Origin of the sequence: Ralstonia nicotianae, from assembly GCF_018243235.1 — a bacterium.
Lineage (GTDB): Bacteria > Pseudomonadota > Gammaproteobacteria > Burkholderiales > Burkholderiaceae > Ralstonia > Ralstonia nicotianae.
On sequence record NZ_CP046674.1, the window covers coordinates 2,390,181 to 2,410,033 of the forward strand.

Below are 19,853 nucleotides of genomic sequence, written 5' to 3' on the forward strand. Positions count from 1 at the left end.
CTTGCCATGACCGCCGAGACCGCCTTTTCCGCCGCCCCCCTCCCGCCCGTCGAACAGCGCATCGACGTGCTGATCGTGGGCGCCGGGCCGGTCGGCCTGTTCGCGGCGTTCGAGGCCGGCGTGCTCGGGCTGTCGTGCGTGCTGGTGGATGTGCTGGATCGCCCCGGCGGCCAATGCACCGAGCTCTACCCGGAAAAGCCGATCTACGACATCCCGGCGCTGGTGTCCTGCACGGCACAGGAATTGGTGGACCGGCTGCTGGCGCAGTGCGCGCCGTTCGGCTACCCGATCCTGTGCGGCCGCCGCGCCGAGACCGTCGAGACGATCGAAGGCGAGCACGGCCGGCGCTTCCGCGTCACCACCAGCGTTGGCGACGTGTTCGACTGCGCCGCCGTGCTGATCACCGCCGGCAACGGTGCCTTCGCGCCCCAGCGCGTCGCGCTGCCCGAGGCCGCGGCGCTGGAAGGCCGCCACCTGCACTACGCGGTGCGCGATACCGCGCGCTTCGCAGACAAGCACGTGGTGGTGGCCGGCGGCGGCGATTCGGCGCTGGACTGGGCGCTGGCATTGCGCAAGACCGCCGCGCGCGTGACGCTGGTGCACCGGCGCGAGGGCTTCCGCGCGGCCGACGCGTCGGTCGCCGGGATGCGCGCCGCCGTGGCCGCCGGCGAGATGGACTTCCAGGTCGGCATGATCGGCCGGCTGGACAGCGCGCCCGACGGCACCCTCACCGGCATCGCCCTACGCCAGCGCGAAGGCGAGACCCGGCTCCCGTGCGATGAGCTGATCGCGCTCTATGGCCTGGTCTCCGAGCCCGGCCCGATCGCCAGTTGGGACGTCGAGATGCGCGCCGGGCGCATCGTGGTCGAGACCACGGCCTACGAAACCTCGCGCGCGGGCGTGTTCGCCGCCGGCGACATCGCGCTGTATCCGAACAAGCAGAAGCTGATCCTGTCGGGCTTCCACGAGGTGGCAATGGCGCTGCGGCGCGCCTATCGCTATGCCAATCCCGACAAGACACTGGTGCACACGCACACCAGCAACGACACGAACCTGCAGTCCAGGCTGCACGCGGCGGCGGAGTAAGGGCCATGCCCGCGTACAGCGAACCCGGCAAGCACGTCGTGGTGATCGGCGGCTATGGTTTTTTCGGCGAGCGGCTGGTCAGGCGCCTGGCTGCACACGGGGCGCTCACGATCACGGTGGCGGGCCGCTCCCTGGACCGGGCGACGGCGCTGGTCGAAACGCTGCGGCCGACCGCCCGCGCCCGGCTGCACGCCGCGGCGCTGGACATCAGCACCGATACGCTGCCCCGGCAGCTGCGCGCGCTGGCGCCCGACATGCTGATCCACGCCAGCGGCCCCTTCCAGGGGCAGGACTATCGCGTCGCGCAAGCCTGCATCGCTGCGGGCGTGCACTACATCGACCTCGCGGACGGACGCGCTTTCGTCCAGGACATCTCAACGCTGGACGCGGCGGCCAAGCAAGCAGGCGTGCTGGTCGTCAGCGGCGCCAGCTCGGTGCCGGCGCTGTCCGGCGCGGCGGCGGATCACCTGGCACAGGGCCTCGCCGCGGTGGATGCAATCGACATCGGCATCAGCCCGGGCAACCGGACGGAGCGCGGCTTGTCGACCGTGCAGGCGATCCTGAGCTATTGCGGCAAGCCGCTGCCCTCCCCGCGAGAACCGGTGTTCGGCTGGCGCGGCACCTGGCGGCACCGCTACCCCACGCCCGTCGGCGAGCGGCTGATGTCGCCTTGCGATGTGCCGGACCTGACGCTGTTTCCGGCGCGCTACCCCGGCTCCCCGCGCGTGCGCTTCGGCGCGGGGCTCGAGCTACGCCTGCTGCATCGGGGGATGAATCTGATGGCGGCGCTGGCGCAGGCCGGCCTCGTGCGGGACTGGTCGCGCCACGCGCGCTGGCTCAAAGCGGTATCGGAGTGGCTCCTGCCCTACGGATCGGACGCCGGCGCCATGCACGTCCGCGTCGAGGGGCGCGATGGCGGCCACCAGGCGCGGGCCCGCGTATGGCACCTGGTGGCCGCGCGCGGCGACGGCCCGTACGTGCCGACGCTGGCTGCTGCCGCGCTGGTGCGCCGCTTTCTCGAAGGCACGCTGCCGCAGCGCGGCGCACGGCCGTGCATCGGCCTGCTGACCCTGGCGGATTTCGCGCGCGAAACCGAGGGCCTCGCCATCACCATGCAGGACACGCCTGCATGACCGCCTCGCTCTACGAAACCCTGCTCGGCGCGCGCTACGCGCAGCTTGCCCCGGCCGTACAGGCATTCCACCGGCTCAGCGGCCGGGTCGTGCTGCACGGCGAGGTCGAAACCCAGCCGCCCGCCTCGCGCGCCGCGCGCTGGCTGGCCTGGTGCATCCGCACCCCGCGCACGATGACGCGCGGGCCGATCCGCTTCACGCTCGAAGCCGCCTCGGCACAGGAAACCTGGACGCGCCAGTTCCCGCGCCAAGTCATGCACTCCACCCTGTCGCTCGGCGACGGGCACCTCGTCGAACGGCTGGGCGCGGTGCGGCTGCGCTTTACGCTGGAGGCAGTCGACCGCGCCCTTCACATGCGCCTGCGGGGCTTGCGCTTTCTCGGCATCCCCTGCCCCGCCTGGCTGCGGCCGGAAGTGGTGGCCGAAGAAACCGGCGACGGCGACCGGCTGCACTTCAACGTGCGCGCCAGCGTGCCGCTGCTCGGTGTCGTGGCCGCGTATCGGGGGCATCTCGACCTGGCCACGACGGCATCCGCATGATCGTTGTCTTCGATGCGCAGTGCCTGCTCTGCAGCGGCTTCGCGCGGTTCCTGCTGAAGCACGACCGGCGCGGCGTGCTGCGCTTCGCATCGATGCAGGGCGAGACCGGCCGCGCCCTGCTGCGTGCGGCGGACGTGGACCCGGAAGATGTCGACACCGTGCTGTTCGTGCGTGACGGCCGCGCATGGCGCGAAAGCGCCGCCGCGCTGCGCATCCTGCATGCGCTGGGCTGGCCGTGGCGGCTTGCGTGGCTCGGTTGGGCTGTGCCCTTGCCGATACGCGATGCGCTCTACCGTTGCGTGGCGCGCAACCGCTATCGCTGGTTCGGCTGCTCGGACACCTGCATCCTGCCGCCGCCCGGTGCGGCACAGCGGTTTCTCGACTGAACGGCCACGCTCACGCCGCCTTGCAGAAGGCCTCCACCAGTGCCGCCACCTGCTCCGGCTGGTCATGATGCAGCATGTGGCCCGCATCGGTGATCCTCGCTTCGCGCAAATCCGGGAACGCCGCGAAGCGCGACCTGAACTCGGGCAGCGGCACGTCGCCCGCCAGCGCGATCAGCGTCGGAGAATCGACCGCCTCGACGTGCAGCACGGGCGCGGCCACGCGGCGCCAGATCTCCATCACCTCATCGAGCCGGTACAGCTGCGGGTTGACGATCTTGTGGGCGGGGTCGCCGAGGATTTCCCAGCGGCCGTCCGCGTTCTGGCGCGACCAGTGCCGCGCCAGGAAGGCCGCCTTGTCGGCCGGCAGGCGCGGATTGGTCTTCTGCAGCCGGGCGGCCACGTCGTCGAGGGTGGCATAGGTGATCAGGCGCGGCTCGTCCTTCAGTTCGTCGAGCCAGCGTGCATAGCGGCGCGCGGCCTGCGACGGCCTGGACGCGGGCATGCCGAAGCCTTCCAGGTCGACCACGCGGCGCACGCGCTCGGGCCGCACGCCAGCGTAGAGGCACACCACGTTGGCGCCCAGGCTGTGGCCGACCAGAGTGACTTGGCCATCCGGCTGGTAGTGATCGACGATGGCCTCCAGGTCGGCCAGGTAATCGGCGAACCAGTACGAATCGACACCGGGCGCGTCGGTCGCCCACGCGGTCAGGCCGTAGCCGCGCCAGTCCGGCGCGACGACATGCCAGCGCTCGCGCAACGCCTCCACCAGGAACTGGAACGAGGCCGATACATCCATCCACCCGTGGAACAGGAACAGGATCGGCGCGCCCGGCTCGCCCCATTCGCGGATGTGGTAGCGCAAGCCGCGCACGGGCAGATAGGTCGAGCGGGAAGCCAGACGCGCGGCCGGTAGCGTGGGGGTGGTGGAGTCCATGGTTGCCTCGCCGGGAAGGAATCGAACGGTCGTTCGTTTTTCTGGCGATTATACCGGTGCCCCGCCCGGCGCGCGCGGCTTAGAAGCTGGCCTCGAGCGCGGCGATCTCGTCGTCGTCGAAGCCGGCCTGGCGGCGGGCATCGAGGTTGAACGGGCCGCGCAGGCGCGGGGCGCCGTACTGCTCGGCGAGCCGGCGATAGGTCGGCAGCGGGTCCAGTCCGGCGCGCTCGCACAACCAGCGGTACCAGCGGTTGCCGACCGCCACGTGGCCGATTTCGTCGCGCAGGATGATGTCGAGGATGCCGGCAGCGGCCATGTCGCCGGCGGCGGCCAGCTTCGCGCGGATCGGCGGCGAGGCGTCCAGCCCGCGGGCCTCCAGCGTGCGCGGCACCAGCGCCATGCGGGCGAGCGGGTCGGCGGCGGTCTTCTCGGTCATCTGCCACAGACCGTCGTGGGCAGGATGATCGCCATAGCGGCAATCGAGCGTGGCCAGATGGGCCGACAGCAGCGAAAAGTGCGTCGCCTCCTCCGCCGCCACGCGCATCCAATCCCGATAGAACGCGACCGGCATGCCGGCAAAGCGCCACACGGCGTCGAGCGCAAGGTTGATGGCGTTGAACTCGATGTGCGCCAGCGCATGCAGCAGCACGGCCCGCCCGTGCGGCGTATCGATCGCGCGGCGACGCGGCACCTCGCTGGGCGGCACCAGCACCGGCGCCGCCGGGCGACCCGGGATGCCGGCGGCCGGCGCAACGATCGGCGCGTCGGCAAGCCACGCGGAATCGTCCGCCGCCCGGGCACGCTCGCCCAGGCGCAGCGTGGCGTCGGCCTTGTCGGCGGGATCGGTCAGGCACAGGGCGGCCAGCGCCTCGTGGCGCAGTGACATGGCAGGCGGCTGGAATGAGGTCATGGGCGTACAATCCGGGCTTTCCGGCATTTTAATTCGACGTGTCGAGCCGGCCGCCCGGCCGCGCTTGAAGGCGCGCATTTTTCCCCCATCTACGCGGATTCTGGAGACCGAACGCATGGCCCTCTACCAACTCGGCGACGCCGTCCCGACCATTGACGACGATGCCTATGTGGCGCCGGAGGCCACCGTGATCGGCCGCGTGGTGCTCAAGGCACGCTCGAGCGTGTGGCCGGGCGCGGTCATCCGCGGGGACAACGAGCCGATCGTCGTGGGCGAAGCCAGCAACGTGCAGGAAGGCGCCGTGCTGCATACCGACCCGGGCTGCCCGCTCGACATCGGCGACCGCGTGACGATCGGCCACCAGGCCATGCTGCACGGCTGCACCATCGGCGAGGGCTCGCTGATCGGCATCCAGGCAGTGGTGCTCAACCGCGCGGTGATCGGCCGCGACTGCCTGGTGGGCGCCGGCGCGATCGTGACGGAAGGCAAGGTCTTCCCCGACCGGTCGCTGATCCTGGGCGCGCCGGCCAAGGCCGTGCGGGAACTGACGGACGACGACATCGCCAAGATGCGCCTCAACACCGAGACGTACGCGGTACGCCAGGCGATGTACAAGCAGCAATTGAAACGGATCGATGGATGACTGACGAGCTGAAGAAATTCGTATTCGACGCCGCCCCGGTGCGCGGTGAACTGGTGCGGCTGGAGGGAACCTGGCAGGAAGTCCTGCGCCGCCGCCACTACCCCGCCCCGGTGCGCACGCTGCTGGGCGAGATGATGGCCGCCGCCGCGCTGCTGTCGGCCAACCTGAAGTTCAACGGCGCGCTGATCATGCAGCTGCACGGTGACGGGCCGCTGCGCATGCTGGTGGTGGAGTGCAATTCCGACCTGTCGATGCGCGCCACCGCCAAGCTGGTCGAAGGCGCCCAGATCGCGGACGACGCCACGCTGGCGTCGCTGGTCAACCAGCACGGCCACGGCCGCTTCGCCATCACGCTGGATCCGCAGGACAAACTGCCCGGCCAGCAGCCCTACCAGGGCATCGTCCCGCTGTCCGACGAGCATGGCCCGCTCACCAGCATGACCGCCGTGCTGGAGCACTACATGCAGACCTCCGAGCAGCTCGACACGCGGCTGTGGCTGGCCGCCGACGACAAGATCGCCTCGGGCATGCTACTGCAGCGACTGCCGTCTTACGGCGGCGCGATGGAAGGCCACCCCGGCCATGGGCCCGCGGAAGTAGGCGAGACCGGCCAGCCGCTGCGCGAAGACGTGCACGGCCAGGACCTCGACACCTGGGAGCGAGTCTGCCAGCTCGGCGCGACGCTGCGCCGGGACGAACTGCTGGAGCAGCCCGTCGACACGCTCATCAAGCGGCTCTACTGGGAAGAGATGGAGCACGCCGGCATCCGCATGTTCGAGCCGGTCCTGCCGCGTTTCCGCTGCTCGTGCACGCGGCTGCGGGTCGGCGCGATGCTGCGCACGCTGGGCCAGGAAGAGATCGACGACATCCTGCAGGAGCGCGGCGGCAAGGTGGAAATCGATTGCGAGTTCTGCGGCCAGCACTACGCGTTCGACGCCGTCGATTGTGCGCAGCTGTTCGCGCAGGACACCGTGGTGCAGGGCGTGCAGAGCGCCTCCGACCAGCGTCACTGACCACCGGGGCACGCGCCGGCGACATACTATGAAGATGCGCCAGCAGCGGCACTTTCGCGCGCGGCTGCCGCTCCAAGCGTCGGTCCGATACACCTGACGCCACTTTGCGAGAGCGCATCATGTCCCAGCCCTTCCTGCCCCGCGCGGCCACGCTCACCCTGCCTGCCCTGGCCGCCGCGCTGACCGCCGCCTGCGTCGCCGTCCCGCGCGGCCCGGGCGGCATGCCCTACACCGCCCGCCTGCAATCGGATGCGCCGGCCACCGCCGCCGCACCGGTCACGCCCGAAGACCGCAAGAAGCTCGACGAGCTGAACGCCAAGGCACTGCGCGAATCCGACCGCGCCGCCGAGCGCGCGGCACAGGTCCGCGAATACGTGGCCACGCCCTATTACGCGCCGTATCCGTATCCGTATCCGTATTACGGCAGCTATTCGGTCTTCTACGGCAGCGGATGGCGCCACCATGGCGGCGGATGGGGCTTCAGCTACGGCGCGCCCGTCCTGGGCTATCCGTACTACTGGTAAGGCGGGGAACGCTTCAGAGAAGCTTCAGAGAAAACGAACGCGTCGACGGCGCGTTCGCCGGGCACGCTCAGTGCCGGTGATTCGGCTGCAGCGCGGCGGGCGGCGGCAGCGGGGTCTCGCTGGTCTTGGGGGCCGGCGCGACGAACTGGACGAAGCCCTCGTCGTCCTTGACCATGCCGAGCTCGTAGCGCGCGCGCTCTTCGATAGCGCCCGTGCCTTCCTTCAGGTCCTTCACTTCGCCTTCGAGCTTCAGATTGCGCTGCTTGAGCTCCGCGTTGCGCTGATTCTGCGACGCCACCTGCTTCTGCATGTCCCACACGCGCAGCCAGCCGCCCTTGCCCAGCCAGAGCGGATACTGGATGGCAAGCAGCAACAGCAGCAGGAACAGCGTAATCAGGCGCATGGCATCAGGCGTGATGAAGCATCAGGCACCCCAGATACCACGCGACCGCCTCATCGGCGGTCGCACGGTCTGGCGAACTGCGACAGATTATCGCAGGTTATAGAACGCCGACTTGCCCGGGTAGCTGGCGATGTCGCCCAGATCTTCCTCGATGCGCAGCAGCTGGTTGTACTTGGCGATGCGGTCCGAGCGCGACAGCGAGCCGGTCTTGATCTGGCCGGCGTTGGTGCCCACCGCGATATCGGCGATGGTGCTGTCCTCGGTCTCGCCCGAGCGGTGCGAGATCACAGCGGTGTAGCCGGCCCGCTTGGCCATCTCGATGGCGGCGAACGTCTCGGTCAGCGTGCCGATCTGGTTGATCTTGATGAGGATCGAGTTGGCGATGCCCTTTTCGATGCCTTCCTTCAGGATGCGCGTGTTGGTGACGAACAGATCGTCGCCCACCAACTGGACCTTGTTGCCGAGCTTTTCGGTCAGGACCTTCCAGCCGTCCCAGTCGCTCTCGTGCATGCCGTCTTCGATCGAGACGATCGGGAACTTGTCGGCCAGGTTCGCCAGGTAGTTGGCGAAGTCCACCGACGACAGCTGCAGGCCTTCACCGTCCAGGTGGTACTTGCCGTCGCGGTAGAACTCGGAGGCAGCGCAATCCAGCGCCAGCAGCACGTCTTCGCCCGGACGGTAGCCGGCCTTTTCGATCGCCGACAGGATGGTGTTCAGGCACTCTTCGTTGCTGGCGAAGTTCGGGGCAAAGCCGCCCTCGTCGCCCACCGCCGTGCTCATGCCCTTGTCGGCGATGATCTTCTTGAGCGCGTGGAAAATCTCGGCGCCGCAGCGCAGGGCTTCACGGAAGCTCTGCTGGCCGACCGGCATCACCATGAATTCCTGGATGTCCAGGCTGTTGTTGGCGTGCGCGCCGCCGTTGACGATGTTCATCATCGGCACCGGCATCTGCATCGCGCCCGAACCGCCGAAGTAGCGGTACAGCGGCAGGCCGGCTTCCTCGGCGGCGGCCTTGGCCACGGCCATCGACACGGCCAGCGTGGCGTTGGCGCCCAGGCGGCCCTTGTTCTCGGTGCCGTCCAGGTCGATCAGCGTGCGGTCCAGGAACGCCTGCTCGGAGGCGTCCAGGCCCATGATGGCTTCGGAGATCTCGGTGTTGATGTGCTCGACGGCCTTCAGCACGCCCTTGCCCAGATAGCGGCCCTTGTCGCCGTCGCGCAGCTCGATGGCTTCACGCGAGCCGGTGGAGGCGCCCGACGGCACCGCCGCGCGGCCCATCACGCCCGATTCCAGCAGCACGTCGCATTCGACGGTGGGATTGCCGCGCGAGTCCAGCACTTCGCGCCCGATGATATCTACGATGGCACTCATGTATTTCCTCTTGGTCTTTTTGAAGCAGGTGATACTGTGGCCGCTCTCAGACGCCCTCGACCACAATCATGTTCACGTGGGCGGCCTTAGCGCGCGCGTCGCGGGCCGCATGGTATTCCTCGCTGTCGTAGAACGACTTGGCGGCATCGTAGCTCTTGAACTTGAGCACGACCACGCGCGTCGGGTTCCATTCGCCTTCCAGCGGTTCGGTTTTGCCGCCGCGCACCAGCGGTTCCGCGCCATGGGCCTGCATGGCCCGGGTCGACAGCACCTTGTATTGCTCGTACTGCACAGGATCGGTCACGTCCACGGACGCGAGGATGTAGCCAGCAGCCATGTCTCTCTCCGGAAGCCGAATCGGAAACGACGGCGGCGGCACAAGAGGCCGCCGGTCGGGTGGAATCAGTCGAACTGGTTTTCGAGGAAGCCGTTGCGCTTGGTCAGCGTGTCCAGTTCCTTGAGCACCGACAGCAAGTCTTTCATGCGGCGCAGCGGCACGGCATTCGGACCGTCCGATTTCGCGCAGGCGGGATCGGGGTGCGTTTCCATGAAGACGCCGGCCACGCCGGTGGCCACGGCGGCGCGGGCCAGCACCGGCACGAACTCGCGCTGGCCGCCCGAGCTGGTGCCCTGGCCGCCCGGCAGCTGCACCGAGTGCGTGGCATCGAACACCACCGGCGCGCCGGTCTCGCGCATGATCGCCAGCGAGCGCATGTCCGACACCAGGTTGTTGTAGCCGAACGAAGCGCCGCGTTCACAGGCCATGAAGCTGTCTTCGGGCAGGCCGGCATCGCGGGCGGCGTGGCGCGCCTTGTCGATGACGTTCTTCATGTCGTGCGGCGCGAGGAACTGGCCCTTCTTGATGTTGACGGGCTTGCCGCTCTGCGCGCAGGCGCGGATGAAATCGGTCTGGCGGCACAGGAAGGCCGGCGTCTGCAGCACGTCCACAACGCTGGCCACCGGCTTGATCTCGTCGATCTCGTGGATGTCGGTCAGCACCGGCACCCCCACCTGGCGGCGGACTTCCGCCAGGATGCGCAAGCCCTCTTCCATACCGAGGCCGCGGAACGACGCATCCGACGAGCGGTTCGCCTTGTCGAACGACGACTTGTAGATGAACGGAATGCCCAGCGCGCCGGTGATCTCCTTGAGCGTACCGGCGGTGTCGATCGCCATCTGCTCGGACTCGATCACGCAGGTGCCGGCAATCAGGAAGAACGGACGGTCGAGGCCGATCTCGAAATCGCAGAGTTTCATCGTGTTTCCCGTGCGCTGCCGCTCAGGCGACCGCGCGTTGTGCCTGGCGCTGACGATGCGCCAGCGCGGCTTCCACATAGGCCTTGAACAGCGGGTGGCCGTCGCGCGGTGTCGAGGTGAATTCCGGGTGGAACTGCACGCCGACGAACCACGGGTGCATCGCGCCCGGCAGCTCCATCATTTCCGGCAGGTTTTCCGACGGCGTGCGCGCCGAGATGATCATCCCGGACTTCTCCAGCTGCGGCACGTAGTGGTTGTTCACTTCGTAGCGATGACGGTGGCGCTCGTTGACCTCAGCACCATAGATCTGCGACGCCTTGGTGCCGGTCTGGACCGGCACGCGCTGCGCGCCCAGGCGCATGGTGCCGCCCAGGTCGGAGTCGGCCGAGCGTTTTTCAACGCGGCCGTCGCGATCCTGCCATTCGGTGATCAGCGCCACCACCGGATGCTCGGTCTCGAGGTTGAATTCCGTGCTGTTGGCGTCCTGCATGCCGGCCACGTGGCGAGCGAACTCGATGACGGCCAGCTGCATCCCCAGGCAGATGCCCAGGTACGGCACAGTCTTCTCGCGGGCGTACTGGATCGCGCGGATCTTGCCTTCCGTGCCGCGCTTGCCGAAGCCGCCCGGCACCAGGATCGCGTCGAGCGATTCCAGCACCTGCGTATGGCCCGACTCCAGCTCTTCGGAATCGATGTACTCGATGTTGACGCGCGTCGAGGTGTGCAGCCCGGCATGGCGCAGCGCCTCGATCAGCGACTTGTACGACTCGGTCAGGTCGACATACTTGCCGACCATGCCGATGGTGATCTCGTGCTGCGGGTTCTCCAGCGTGTGCACCATGCGCGACCACATGGACAGGTCGGCCGGCGGTGCATCGATGCGCAGCTCCTCGCAGATGATGCGGTCGAGGCCCTGCTCGTTGAGCATCTGCGGGATCTTGTAGATGGTGTCGACGTCCCACACCGAGATCACCGCGTCCTGCGGCATGTTGGCGAACAGCGAGATCTTCGCGCGCTCGTCATCGGGGATGGGGCGGTCGGCGCGGCACAGCAGCGCGGTCGGCTGGACGCCGATCTCGCGCAGCTTCTGCACCGAGTGCTGGGTCGGCTTGGTCTTGAGCTCGCCGGCGCTGGCGATGAACGGCACCAGCGTCAGATGCACGAACGCCGCCTGGTTGCGGCCCAGGCGCAGGCTCATCTGCCGCGCGGCTTCCAGGAACGGCAGCGACTCGATGTCGCCCACCGTGCCGCCGATCTCGACGATCGCCACGTCTGCCTTGCCATCGTGCGACGCCTTGGCGCCACGCTCGATGAAGGCCTGGATCTCGTTGGTGATGTGCGGAATGACCTGCACCGTCTTGCCGAGATACTCGCCGCGACGCTCCTTGCGGATCACGGATTCGTAGATCTGGCCGGTGGTGAAGTTGTTGGCCTTGCGCATCTTGGCCGAGACGAAGCGCTCGTAGTGGCCAAGATCGAGGTCGGTTTCTGCACCGTCCTCCGTCACGAACACCTCGCCGTGCTGGAACGGGCTCATCGTGCCCGGGTCGACGTTGATGTAGGGATCGAGTTTGAGGAGGGTGACTTTGAGGCCGCGCGACTCAAGGATGGCCGCGAGCGAGGCGGCGGCGATGCCCTTGCCGAGCGAGGACACAACGCCACCGGTGACGAATACGAACTTGGTCATAAACCTGGCTTGCCGGGGAAAGCCGGATTATAGCAAAGGTGCCCTGTCCGATCCGTGTCGGCGCCGCCGAATTCGCCCGTTCAGGCGGCGTGCCGCATGGCGCCTGCCTCTGCGCGCATTTCGTCGATCAGTTCGCGGATCAGCCCCGCCGTTTCCAGCGGTTTTTCCATCGGATACAGGTGGCTGCCCTCGATCCAGCGCAGGCGACGGCCCACCAGGCGGCGGGTCGCCGTCAGGCCGACCTGGCGGATTTCGCGCGAGCGCGTGCCGGCCACGAAGCTGACCAGAAACGGCGCACCGCCGGCGACCTTGCGCCCCATGTTGGTCGGCAGCGTGCGGTAGATCCGGTATTCGATGTCGCGCGAGAAGCGCAGCGTGCGCTCGCCGTCGCGGCCGGTGGGCTCGGTGCCGTGCTCGACGTAGTCGCGCAGCACGTCTTCGTCCCAGCGATCGAACTTGCGCTTGGCCTTGAAGTGGGTCCAGACCGAATCGAGGTCCGGCCACAGGTTGCGACGGTTCTTGGTGGCCGCCGCGGGGGATTGGCGCGCGTCGATGTCGAGCCACTGCGCCATGCGCAGCAGCCTGGCCCGCCAGCCTGCGATGACGGGGGAATCGAGCATCAGCACGCCGCGCACGCGCCCGGGCCGGCGCAGCGCCGCCATCAGGCTCAGGAATCCGCCCAGCGAATGGCCGACCAACCAGACCGGCTCGGGCTGCGCGTCGATCTCGGCCAGCAGCTCCTTGACCAGCCCCGGCCAGGACCGCGTCACGGGGAAACGCGGATCGTGCCCGAAGCGCTCGACCGCGTGGATGTCGAAGGTCTCCGACAGCACGTCCAGCATCTTCCGGTAGGTGCCGACGGGAAAACCGTTGGCATGCGAAAAGAGCATCACGTCGCGCATCGGCCAGCGCCTCCGACGTCGGGTTCAGTGTGGTTCGTGCGATCCGCCGGCCACGCGCCGCGCCGCGGCGCCCTGCCCGAACGCGGGCCCCGGCGCGCGCTGCGGCACGGCAGCGCCCTCCGCCGCGGGCGGTGCGGCCGGCGGCGCGATGCGGACCGGCTCGACTTCTGCGGTGGGGTGGCCCGCCCGGCGCAGCGGATGCGCGGGATGGGTGCCGGTCTGCCAGTCCGGATCCTCGATCTCGGCGAAGACCTGGCGCAGGCGCTTGCCCCACGTGCTGCGGATCATCGCGAAGTACGGATTCTCTTCGTCGATGGCGACAAAGCGCGTCACGCGCAGCGAGTCGGCTTCGTAGACCAGCAGGTCGAGCGGCAACCCCACCGAAATATTCGATTTCAGCGTCGAATCCATCGAGATCAGCGCGCATTTGGCGGCTTCGTCCAGCGGCAGCGACGCACGGATCAGGCGATCGATGATGGGCTTGCCGTACTTGGCCTCGCCGATCTGGAAGTAGCAGTTCTCGGGCGTGGCTTCGATGAAATTGCCGGCGGCGTAGACGTTGAACAGGCGCGGCCGCTCGCCGCCGATCTGCCCGCCGAAGATGATGCTGACGTTGAAGTCGATCTTGGCCTTGGCCAGCGCCGCGGCATCGCGGTCGTACACCTCGCGCACCGCCTCGCCGACGATGGTGGTGGCCTCGAACATGTCCCGCGCCGTCCACAGCGAGCGCGCCTTGTCGCGCGCCTCGGTCAGCACCTGCCGCACGGCCTGGCTGATGGCGAGATTGCCGGCGGTCAGCAGCACCATCACGCGGTCGCCTTCGCGCTCGAAGACGGTCATCTTGCGGAAGGTGGAGATGGCGTCGACGCCCGCGTTGGTGCGGGAATCCGACAGGAAGACCAGGCCAGCGTCCAGGCGCATGGCGACGCAGTAAGTCATGGGGCGAAGGGAGCGGCGAATCGGGTGGTTGGATGCATTCTAGCGCGCCGACCGCAACCGTCCGGCGCGCTTGGAGGGCTTATTCAGGCGGCTTCGGCCGGCAGCGGCTCGATGGAGATGCGCACGTCCAGCGTCTCGGCCCCGCCGCCCTGGCGCACGCCGCGGATCGGCGCGGCGGACTGGTAGTCGCGGCCGACCGCCAGGCGCACGTGCCGGTGGTCGGTGAAGCAGCGGTGGGTCACGTCGATGCTGCACCACAGGTGCGCCTCGGCGTCCAGGCAGATGTCGGCCCAGGCGTGGCTGGCCAGGTCGGGCTCGCCCTCGGCGTGGAAGTAACCGCTGACATAGCGCGCCGGCACGCCCAGTGCCCGGCAGCAGGCCACCATCACCTGCGCCTGGTCCTGGCAGACGCCCGTGCCCAGGCCAAAGGCCTCGGCGGCGGCCGTGCCGACGTCGGTGGTGTTGGGCTTGTAGCGCACGCGCTCGGCAACGGCGTGCGCCAGTGCCAGCGCCGACTCGGCGCTGCCCACCACCAGCGCGTGTTCCCGCGCGAACGCGATCATCTCGGGCGGCGCGGACGTCAGCGGCGTCGTGCTCAGGAAGTACAGCGGCGACACGCGGTAGCGGCCCTGGTCCGGCGCATCGGCAAAGCCCTGGCTGGCGACGGCCACGTCGGCGGGCGCCTCCACCACGCCGCGCGCGTCGATGGTGATGGTGTCCGAGCGGCCGCCCAGGGTGAAGTGATGGACGACGTTGCCGAACCCGTCGGTGGCGCGCGTCAGGTTGCCGGGCACGTGGATCTGCCAGCTATCCACCTGCTGCAGCCGGCCGCTGCGGGGCGTGAGCCGCAGTTCGTGCACGCTGTGGCGTAACGGCTCGGCGTAGCGGTAGGCCGTCGTATGTTGGATCAGATATTTCACGGTGACGCGAACGCCGCCCCGAAGCGACGCCCTGATGGACACAAAGTGCGCCTGCTATCACACCACATCGAGCGGCACCAGGAAATCCTGGCTGATGCCATTGCCCAGATCGTTGATCCGCTCCAGGAAATGGGTCAGCCACGGATGCAGGCCGACCGCGAAAATGTCCTCGATGCGGGCGTAGCGCAGGTCGGCATGCAGTTTACCAGCGCGCCGCTCGGTCTCGGCGGACTGGCTGTTCCGCACGGTCGACAGGATCGCCACCACCTCGTCCATGCTGGCCAGCAGCGAGCGCGGCATGTCGCTGCGCAGGATCAGCAGTTCGGCCACGCGCGTCGGCGTGATGACGTTGCGGTAGATCTGGCGGTAGACCTCGAAGCCCGACACCGAGCGCAGCACGGCCGCCCAGTGATAGAAATCGGCGTGCTCGGCGGCAGCCTCGTCGCGCGTGGGGGTGGACTGAAACTTCACGTCGAGAATCCGCGCGGTGTTGTCGGCGCGCTCCAGGAAGGTGCCCAGGCGCATGAAGTGGAAGGCGTCGTCCTTGAGCATGGTGCCGGCCTGCACGCCGCGCGACAGGTGCGAGCGGAACTTGACCCACTCGAAGAACTGCGGCGGATCGTCGCGCAGCATGCCGTCGGCGATCATGCGCTGCACGTCCAGCCAGGTGGTGTTGATGGTCTCCCACACTTCGGTGGTCAGGGAGCCGCGCACGGCCCGCGCGTTCTCGCGGGCGCCGCGCAGGCAGCTCATGATCGACGACGGATTGGTCATGTCGCGCACCATGAAGTCGATCACGTCGTCTCGCGACAGCAGACCGTAGCGTGCGTCGAAGACCTGCGTCAGCTCGGAGATGTCGAGCATGGCCCACCAGCCCTGCTCCGCCACTTCGGCCGATTGCGGCAACAGCGAGGTCTGATAGTTGACGTCGAGCATGCGGGCGGTGTTTTCGGCCCGTTCGGTGTAGCGCGCCATCCAGAAGAGATGGTCGGCGGTGCGGCTCAGCATGGCTTCCCCTGTTCTGTTCGGTGTGTGCGTCGGTCGGAGGCAATGGCTCGCATGGCGGCCGGTCAGCGCTCGAGCACCCAGGTGTCCTTGGTGCCCCCGCCCTGCGACGAGTTGACCACCAGCGACCCCTCCCGCAATGCCACGCGCGTCAGGCCGCCGGGCACCATGCGCACGTCCTTGCCGGACAGCACGAAGGGGCGCAGGTCGATGTGGCGCGGGGCGATGCCGGCCTCCACGTAGGTCGGGCAGGTGGACAGCGCCAGCGTCGGCTGCGCGATGTACTGCCCGGGCCGCGCCTTGACCACCTCGCGGAAGGCGGCGATCTCCTCCTGCGTGGCCGCGGGCCCCACCAGCATGCCGTAGCCGCCCGCACCGTGCGTCTCCTTGACCACCAGTTCGCCCATGTGGTCAAGCACGTACTGCAGGTCGTCCGGGCGCCGGCACATGTAGGTCGGGACGTTGTTGAGGATCGGCGCCTCGCCCAGGTAGAAGCGGATCATGTCGGGCACGTACGGATAGATCGACTTGTCGTCGGCCACGCCGGTGCCGATGGCGTTGCAGATGGTGACGTTGCCGGCCCGGTAGACCGACAGCAGGCCCGCCGCGCCCAGCTGGGAATCGGGGCGGAACACCAGCGGGTCGAGGAAGTCGTCGTCGACCCGGCGGTAGATCACGTCGATGCGCTGCGGGCCCTGCGTGGTCCGCATGTAGAGGTGATCGTCCTTGACGAACAGGTCGTGGCCCTCGACCAGCTCCACGCCCATCTGCTGCGCCAGGAAGGCATGCTCGAAATACGCCGAGTTGTACATGCCGGGCGTGAGCACCACCACGGTCGGGTCGGAGATGCTCTGCGGCGACACGCTGCGCAGCGTGTCGAGCAGCAGGTCGGGGTAATGCGCCACCGGCGCCACGCGGTTGCGCGCGAACAGCTCCGGAAACAGCCGCATCATCATCTTGCGGTTTTCCAGCATGTACGACACGCCCGAGGGCACGCGCAGGTTGTCTTCCAGCACGTAGAACTCGCCCTCGCCGGCGCGCACGATGTCGATGCCGGCGACATGCGCGTAGATGTCGCGCGGCACGTCCACGCCGAGCATGTCGGGGCGGTACTGGGCGTTGTTGTAGATCTGGTCGGGCGGGATCAGGCCGGCGCGGATGATGTCCTGCGCGTGGTAGATGTCGTACAGGAAACGGTTGAGCGCATCGACGCGCTGGCGCAGGCCGCGCTCGAGCGTCGCCCATTCGCCGGCCGGGAAGATGCGCGGAATGATGTCGAACGGAATGGTGCGCTCGGTGCCGCTGTTCGATTCGTCCTTGTCACCGTAGACCGCGAAGGTGATGCCGACGCGGCGGAAGATCAGGTCGGCTTCGGCGCGCTTGTTCTCCAGCGTCGCGGCCGACTGGTTGTCCAGCCATTCGGCGAAGCGTCCGTAGTGGCCGCGCACCTCGCCTTGCCGCATCAGTGCCGGCGAGGCCGGCTCGGCGGCATGGGGACTACGCTCGCCATGCCAGCTGAGCATTTCATCGTAGAACCGGACAGCCATGCTGTTCTCCCCCTGATGACGCCACCGCGCAGCGCGCGGCATGTGGTTTTTATAGCACAGCGGTTTTGCTGTCCACAACTTGGGCAAACCCGCCGCAGCCCCCTGTCTTACGGCTGCGCGCCCGTGGGCTCCGTGGTCTCTGCCAGGGCGGCCACCTCCAGCGCCGAGGACCAGTAGCGCGGCCGCATCGACCGCGCCGTCCGCACCGCCAGCGCATCGCCGCGCGTCTCGATGACGACGGCCCCGGTGGCATCGGTGCGCAGCCGCTCGATGCCGCGCGCGCCGTAGCGCTGCCAGACCTGCGGATGCGGATGACCGTACCGGTTGCGGTAGCCGACCTGGAACACCGCCACCTGCGGCGAGACCGCGTCCAGGAACGCGCCGCTGGAGCTCGTCCTGCTGCCGTGATGGGGCACAAGCAAGATATCTGCCATGAGCCGCTCCGGCGCTTCGGCGGCAATCAGCGCCGCTTCCTGGGCGCGGCCGATGTCGCCGGCCAACATGGCGGCGTAGCGCGCGTTGGCGATGCGCAGCACACAGCTGCGGGCATTGCTGGACACGGCCGCCCGATCGGAGGGCACCTGCACCGGATACAGGATTTCGAAGGCGACGCCGTCCCATGCCCAGCGCTGCCCGGCCACGCAGCCTGCGGGCTCGATGCCGAGCGCGCGGGCCTGCCGCTCCAGCCGGTGGCCGGGCGGCAGGGACGCCAGCATGGTGCGCACCGGCACACCGGCCATCACCGTTTCGGTGCCGCCGGCGTGATCGCTATCCTCATGGCTGACCACCAGCGTGTCGATGGCCTGCACCCCATGTCCGCGCAGATACGGGACGATCACGCGATCGGCGGCATCGGCCAGGTCGCCTTGGCGGGGACCGGTATCGAACAGCAGCCGGTGGCCGGCCGTCTCGACCAGCGTGGCGGCGCCCTGGCCGATGTCGAATGCGACCATGCGGAACTCGCCCGGCGGCGGCGCCGGTGCGCGTGCCAGCAGCATCGGCAGCAGCAGCACCGCGCCCTGCGCCCGCCAGGCCCAGGCGCGATACCCACCCGGCACGAGCAGCAACGGCACACCGACCACCGCCAGCCCCCAGGCCCAGGCCGGCGCGGCGGGCGCCACCCACACCGACCCGCCGGGCAGCGCCAGCGCATCCAGCCACGGCATGAGCCAGGCGAAGCTGGCCTCGGCCCATATCAGCACCGGCTGCGACCATGGCTCGGGCAACGCCGTGCCCATCAGCGCCAGCGGCGTCGTGACAAAGCTGACCACCGGGATCGCCAGCGCGTTGGCCACGGCCGACACCACCGAGACCTGCTGGAACAGCAGCAAGGTCAACGGCAGCAGGCCGAACGTCACGGCCAGCTGGACGCGCGCGGCGCCGCGCAGGCCGCGCCAGGCGCGCACCGGCCAGGCGGGCCGGCGGCCGTCGTCCCGCGCATCGGCGGCAACGATCCGCGCGGCCAGGAAGATGACCGCCACGGCGCCGAACGACAGCCAGCCTCCCGCCGACATGACCGCCCACGGGTCCACCAGCGCCACCAAGGCCGCCGCCCAGCACAGCGACAGGCTGACCGGCACGCTGCGATCGGCCAGCCGCGCCACGGCAACGGTCGCGAGCATCAGCAGCGTGCGCTGCGCCGGCACGCCCATCCCCGCCAGCAGGCAATAGGCAAACGCCGCCGCCATGGCGGCGACGGCGCCCGCACGCTGGGCCGGCATGCGCAGCGGCAGCGGTGTGCGCAGCCAGCGGGCCAGGCCGAACGAGCGCCGCCACAGCGCCATCCACAGTGCGCCGAACAGCCCGGCGATCATCGTGATGTGCAGACCGGAAATGCTGACGAGATGGCTGATGCCGGTGCGGCGGAAGCGCTCCCAATCCGCCTGCGCGATGCCGCTCTGGTCGCCCACCACCAGCGCGACGATCACCGGCGCGTAGCGTGCCTCGGGCAGCGCAGCCAGGAGGTGCCGCCGCACCGCGGCGCGCCAGCGCTCGACACGGAGCCCAACACCGGAACCGGCATCGGCTTCGCCCATCAACGCATTGCGCGCGCGTTTGCCCGTGTACACGTAGCCCGCGGCACGGACATCGTCGGCAAGCATCGCGTATTCGCCATCGAAGCCGCCGGGATTCATCAGGCTGTGCGGCCGCTTGAGCCGCAGCGTCAGCTGCCAGCGCTGGCCGGGCTGCAGATCGGGAATGCCGGCGCGGCGATCGGTGGCGGCCTCCGCCTCCCGCTGCCGCTCATGCCAGCTGCGCAGGCCGTACCACGACAGCCGCACGCGCGGCGGTACGGCATCGCCCGCGTCGCTGGATTCAATCCGGAACAGGAAGCGCGTGGCGTCCTCGGTGACCTCGGGCAGCTCGGCCACGACGCCCGTCGCGCGGATGTCCTTGCCCTCCCATGCGGGCGCCAGCACCACGGACAAGCGCTGCTGCGCGCGCCAATCGCTCCAGCCGAAGCCGGCGCAGGCCGCCACCAGCGCGGCCATCACGGGAACGAGCCTGGGCAACCGAGCGCCGCGCCGCAGCAACGCCATCGCCAGCAGGCAAGCAAGCCCAAGCAGCGCCGGCTGCCACACCGGCGCCAGCGCCGGCCGCGTCTGCAGCGCCATGCACCCCGCGACGAAGCCGATCAGCAGGGCGCGCATCGG

At 68.9% G+C, this 19,853-nt stretch carries 20 protein-coding genes; 7 read left to right on the forward strand and 13 right to left on the reverse strand.

Annotated features, from left to right (window positions below; all coding sequences use genetic code 11):
* The first annotated feature begins 6 nt into the window (after nucleotides 1-6).
* Genes GO999_RS10785 through GO999_RS10800 form a run of 4 tightly spaced genes read left to right on the forward strand, consistent with a single transcriptional unit; the run spans nucleotide 7 to nucleotide 3,144 of the window.
* Nucleotides 7-1,086, forward strand: coding sequence for an NAD(P)/FAD-dependent oxidoreductase (locus GO999_RS10785; protein ID WP_071012733.1), 1,080 nt, complete (start codon nucleotides 7-9; stop codon nucleotides 1,084-1,086).
* Nucleotides 1,087-1,091: 5 nt separating this feature from the next.
* The gene (locus tag GO999_RS10790) at nucleotides 1,092-2,219 is read left to right on the forward strand and encodes a saccharopine dehydrogenase family protein (protein WP_211906215.1); all 1,128 of its coding nucleotides are present in this window, start codon (nucleotides 1,092-1,094) and stop codon (nucleotides 2,217-2,219) included.
* Nucleotides 2,216-2,758, forward strand: a complete 543-nt coding sequence (locus GO999_RS10795) for a DUF4166 domain-containing protein (protein ID WP_211906216.1) — start codon at nucleotides 2,216-2,218, stop codon at nucleotides 2,756-2,758. The genes GO999_RS10790 and GO999_RS10795 overlap by 4 nt, the downstream gene beginning before the upstream one ends.
* Complete coding sequence (locus GO999_RS10800) at nucleotides 2,755-3,144, forward strand: thiol-disulfide oxidoreductase DCC family protein (RefSeq protein ID WP_011001086.1); 390 nt, start codon at nucleotides 2,755-2,757, stop codon at nucleotides 3,142-3,144. The genes GO999_RS10795 and GO999_RS10800 overlap by 4 nt, the downstream gene beginning before the upstream one ends.
* Nucleotides 3,145-3,154: 10 nt before the next feature.
* Here GO999_RS10800 and GO999_RS10805 read toward each other — a convergent pair whose 3' ends face one another.
* Both GO999_RS10805 and GO999_RS10810 read right to left on the reverse strand, forming a co-directional pair.
* Nucleotides 3,155-4,078 carry an alpha/beta fold hydrolase gene (locus tag GO999_RS10805; protein ID WP_211906217.1) on the reverse strand — a complete coding sequence of 308 codons (924 nt, stop codon included), beginning with the start codon at nucleotides 4,076-4,078 and terminating at the stop codon, nucleotides 3,155-3,157.
* A 79-nt stretch (nucleotides 4,079-4,157) separates the two neighbouring features.
* Nucleotides 4,158-4,988: a ferritin-like domain-containing protein gene (locus GO999_RS10810; RefSeq protein ID WP_020831668.1), complete on the reverse strand. Its 831-nt coding sequence runs from the start codon at nucleotides 4,986-4,988 to the stop codon at nucleotides 4,158-4,160.
* A 115-nt stretch (nucleotides 4,989-5,103) separates the two neighbouring features.
* On the opposite strand from GO999_RS10810, the gene GO999_RS10815 reads away from it, so the two are divergent.
* The 3 genes from GO999_RS10815 (at nucleotide 5,104) to GO999_RS10825 (ending at nucleotide 7,168) form a co-directional block, all read left to right on the forward strand.
* Nucleotides 5,104-5,631 carry a gamma carbonic anhydrase family protein gene (locus tag GO999_RS10815; RefSeq protein ID WP_011001083.1) on the forward strand — a complete coding sequence of 176 codons (528 nt, stop codon included), beginning with the start codon at nucleotides 5,104-5,106 and terminating at the stop codon, nucleotides 5,629-5,631.
* Entirely contained in the window at nucleotides 5,628-6,644 is a 1,017-nt protein-coding gene (hslO, locus tag GO999_RS10820; RefSeq protein ID WP_016725810.1) for an Hsp33 family molecular chaperone HslO, read from the forward strand. Before GO999_RS10815 ends, hslO begins: the two co-directional genes overlap by 4 nt.
* A gap of 119 nt (nucleotides 6,645-6,763) precedes the next feature.
* A complete protein-coding gene (locus GO999_RS10825; protein ID WP_104070693.1) occupies nucleotides 6,764-7,168 on the forward strand; it encodes a hypothetical protein in 405 nt (134 codons plus the stop codon).
* Nucleotides 7,169-7,235: 67 nt separating this feature from the next.
* On the opposite strand, the gene ftsB is transcribed toward GO999_RS10825, so the two are convergent.
* From ftsB to GO999_RS10880, 11 genes are all read right to left on the reverse strand, one after another.
* Nucleotides 7,236-7,571, reverse strand: coding sequence for a cell division protein FtsB (ftsB, locus tag GO999_RS10830; RefSeq protein ID WP_011001080.1), 336 nt, complete (start codon nucleotides 7,569-7,571; stop codon nucleotides 7,236-7,238).
* 87 nt (nucleotides 7,572-7,658) lie between these two features.
* Nucleotides 7,659-8,942 (reverse strand): phosphopyruvate hydratase, encoded by a 1,284-nt coding sequence (gene eno / locus GO999_RS10835; protein WP_011001079.1) that lies wholly within the window; start codon nucleotides 8,940-8,942, stop codon nucleotides 7,659-7,661.
* Between the two features lie 46 nt (nucleotides 8,943-8,988).
* Nucleotides 8,989-9,279, reverse strand: a complete 291-nt coding sequence (locus GO999_RS10840) for a DUF1330 domain-containing protein (protein WP_011001078.1) — start codon at nucleotides 9,277-9,279, stop codon at nucleotides 8,989-8,991.
* Between the two features lie 65 nt (nucleotides 9,280-9,344).
* Nucleotides 9,345-10,199 carry a 3-deoxy-8-phosphooctulonate synthase gene (gene kdsA / locus GO999_RS10845; RefSeq protein WP_011001077.1) on the reverse strand — a complete coding sequence of 285 codons (855 nt, stop codon included), beginning with the start codon at nucleotides 10,197-10,199 and terminating at the stop codon, nucleotides 9,345-9,347.
* Between the two features lie 22 nt (nucleotides 10,200-10,221).
* Nucleotides 10,222-11,886: a CTP synthase gene (gene pyrG / locus GO999_RS10850; protein ID WP_011001076.1), complete on the reverse strand. Its 1,665-nt coding sequence runs from the start codon at nucleotides 11,884-11,886 to the stop codon at nucleotides 10,222-10,224.
* 80 nt (nucleotides 11,887-11,966) lie between these two features.
* Nucleotides 11,967-12,788: an alpha/beta fold hydrolase gene (locus GO999_RS10855; RefSeq protein ID WP_011001075.1), complete on the reverse strand. Its 822-nt coding sequence runs from the start codon at nucleotides 12,786-12,788 to the stop codon at nucleotides 11,967-11,969.
* Between the two features lie 24 nt (nucleotides 12,789-12,812).
* Nucleotides 12,813-13,727 carry a proteasome-type protease gene (locus GO999_RS10860; protein ID WP_028852903.1) on the reverse strand — a complete coding sequence of 305 codons (915 nt, stop codon included), beginning with the start codon at nucleotides 13,725-13,727 and terminating at the stop codon, nucleotides 12,813-12,815.
* A gap of 83 nt (nucleotides 13,728-13,810) precedes the next feature.
* Nucleotides 13,811-14,647: a transglutaminase family protein gene (locus tag GO999_RS10865; protein ID WP_016725806.1), complete on the reverse strand. Its 837-nt coding sequence runs from the start codon at nucleotides 14,645-14,647 to the stop codon at nucleotides 13,811-13,813.
* Between the two features lie 57 nt (nucleotides 14,648-14,704).
* Nucleotides 14,705-15,655, reverse strand: a complete 951-nt coding sequence (locus tag GO999_RS10870) for an alpha-E domain-containing protein (protein WP_011001072.1) — start codon at nucleotides 15,653-15,655, stop codon at nucleotides 14,705-14,707.
* A 62-nt stretch (nucleotides 15,656-15,717) separates the two neighbouring features.
* Complete coding sequence (locus GO999_RS10875; protein ID WP_016721677.1) at nucleotides 15,718-17,199, reverse strand: circularly permuted type 2 ATP-grasp protein; 1,482 nt, start codon at nucleotides 17,197-17,199, stop codon at nucleotides 15,718-15,720.
* A gap of 107 nt (nucleotides 17,200-17,306) precedes the next feature.
* A complete protein-coding gene (locus GO999_RS10880) occupies nucleotides 17,307-19,850 on the reverse strand; it encodes a DNA internalization-related competence protein ComEC/Rec2 (RefSeq protein ID WP_071623882.1) in 2,544 nt (847 codons plus the stop codon).
* Nucleotides 19,851-19,853 lie beyond the last annotated feature (3 nt).

Coding starts and splice junctions, on each gene's coding strand:
- GO999_RS10785 (WP_071012733.1), top strand. CDS start 7: ATGACCGCCGAGACCGCCTTTTCCGCCGCCCCCCTCCCGCCCGTCGAA.
- GO999_RS10790 (WP_211906215.1), top strand. CDS start 1,092: ATGCCCGCGTACAGCGAACCCGGCAAGCACGTCGTGGTGATCGGCGGC.
- GO999_RS10795 (WP_211906216.1), top strand. CDS start 2,216: ATGACCGCCTCGCTCTACGAAACCCTGCTCGGCGCGCGCTACGCGCAG.
- GO999_RS10800 (WP_011001086.1), top strand. CDS start 2,755: ATGATCGTTGTCTTCGATGCGCAGTGCCTGCTCTGCAGCGGCTTCGCG.
- GO999_RS10805 (WP_211906217.1), bottom strand. CDS start 4,078: ATGGACTCCACCACCCCCACGCTACCGGCCGCGCGTCTGGCTTCCCGC.
- GO999_RS10810 (WP_020831668.1), bottom strand. CDS start 4,988: ATGACCTCATTCCAGCCGCCTGCCATGTCACTGCGCCACGAGGCGCTG.
- GO999_RS10815 (WP_011001083.1), top strand. CDS start 5,104: ATGGCCCTCTACCAACTCGGCGACGCCGTCCCGACCATTGACGACGAT.
- hslO (WP_016725810.1), top strand. CDS start 5,628: ATGACTGACGAGCTGAAGAAATTCGTATTCGACGCCGCCCCGGTGCGC.
- GO999_RS10825 (WP_104070693.1), top strand. CDS start 6,764: ATGTCCCAGCCCTTCCTGCCCCGCGCGGCCACGCTCACCCTGCCTGCC.
- ftsB (WP_011001080.1), bottom strand. CDS start 7,571: ATGCGCCTGATTACGCTGTTCCTGCTGCTGTTGCTGCTTGCCATCCAG.
- eno (WP_011001079.1), bottom strand. CDS start 8,942: ATGAGTGCCATCGTAGATATCATCGGGCGCGAAGTGCTGGACTCGCGC.
- GO999_RS10840 (WP_011001078.1), bottom strand. CDS start 9,279: ATGGCTGCTGGCTACATCCTCGCGTCCGTGGACGTGACCGATCCTGTG.
- kdsA (WP_011001077.1), bottom strand. CDS start 10,199: ATGAAACTCTGCGATTTCGAGATCGGCCTCGACCGTCCGTTCTTCCTG.
- pyrG (WP_011001076.1), bottom strand. CDS start 11,886: ATGACCAAGTTCGTATTCGTCACCGGTGGCGTTGTGTCCTCGCTCGGC.
- GO999_RS10855 (WP_011001075.1), bottom strand. CDS start 12,788: ATGCGCGACGTGATGCTCTTTTCGCATGCCAACGGTTTTCCCGTCGGC.
- GO999_RS10860 (WP_028852903.1), bottom strand. CDS start 13,727: ATGACTTACTGCGTCGCCATGCGCCTGGACGCTGGCCTGGTCTTCCTG.
- GO999_RS10870 (WP_011001072.1), bottom strand. CDS start 15,655: ATGCTGAGCCGCACCGCCGACCATCTCTTCTGGATGGCGCGCTACACC.
- GO999_RS10875 (WP_016721677.1), bottom strand. CDS start 17,199: ATGGCTGTCCGGTTCTACGATGAAATGCTCAGCTGGCATGGCGAGCGT.
- GO999_RS10880 (WP_071623882.1), bottom strand. CDS start 19,850: ATGCGCGCCCTGCTGATCGGCTTCGTCGCGGGGTGCATGGCGCTGCAG.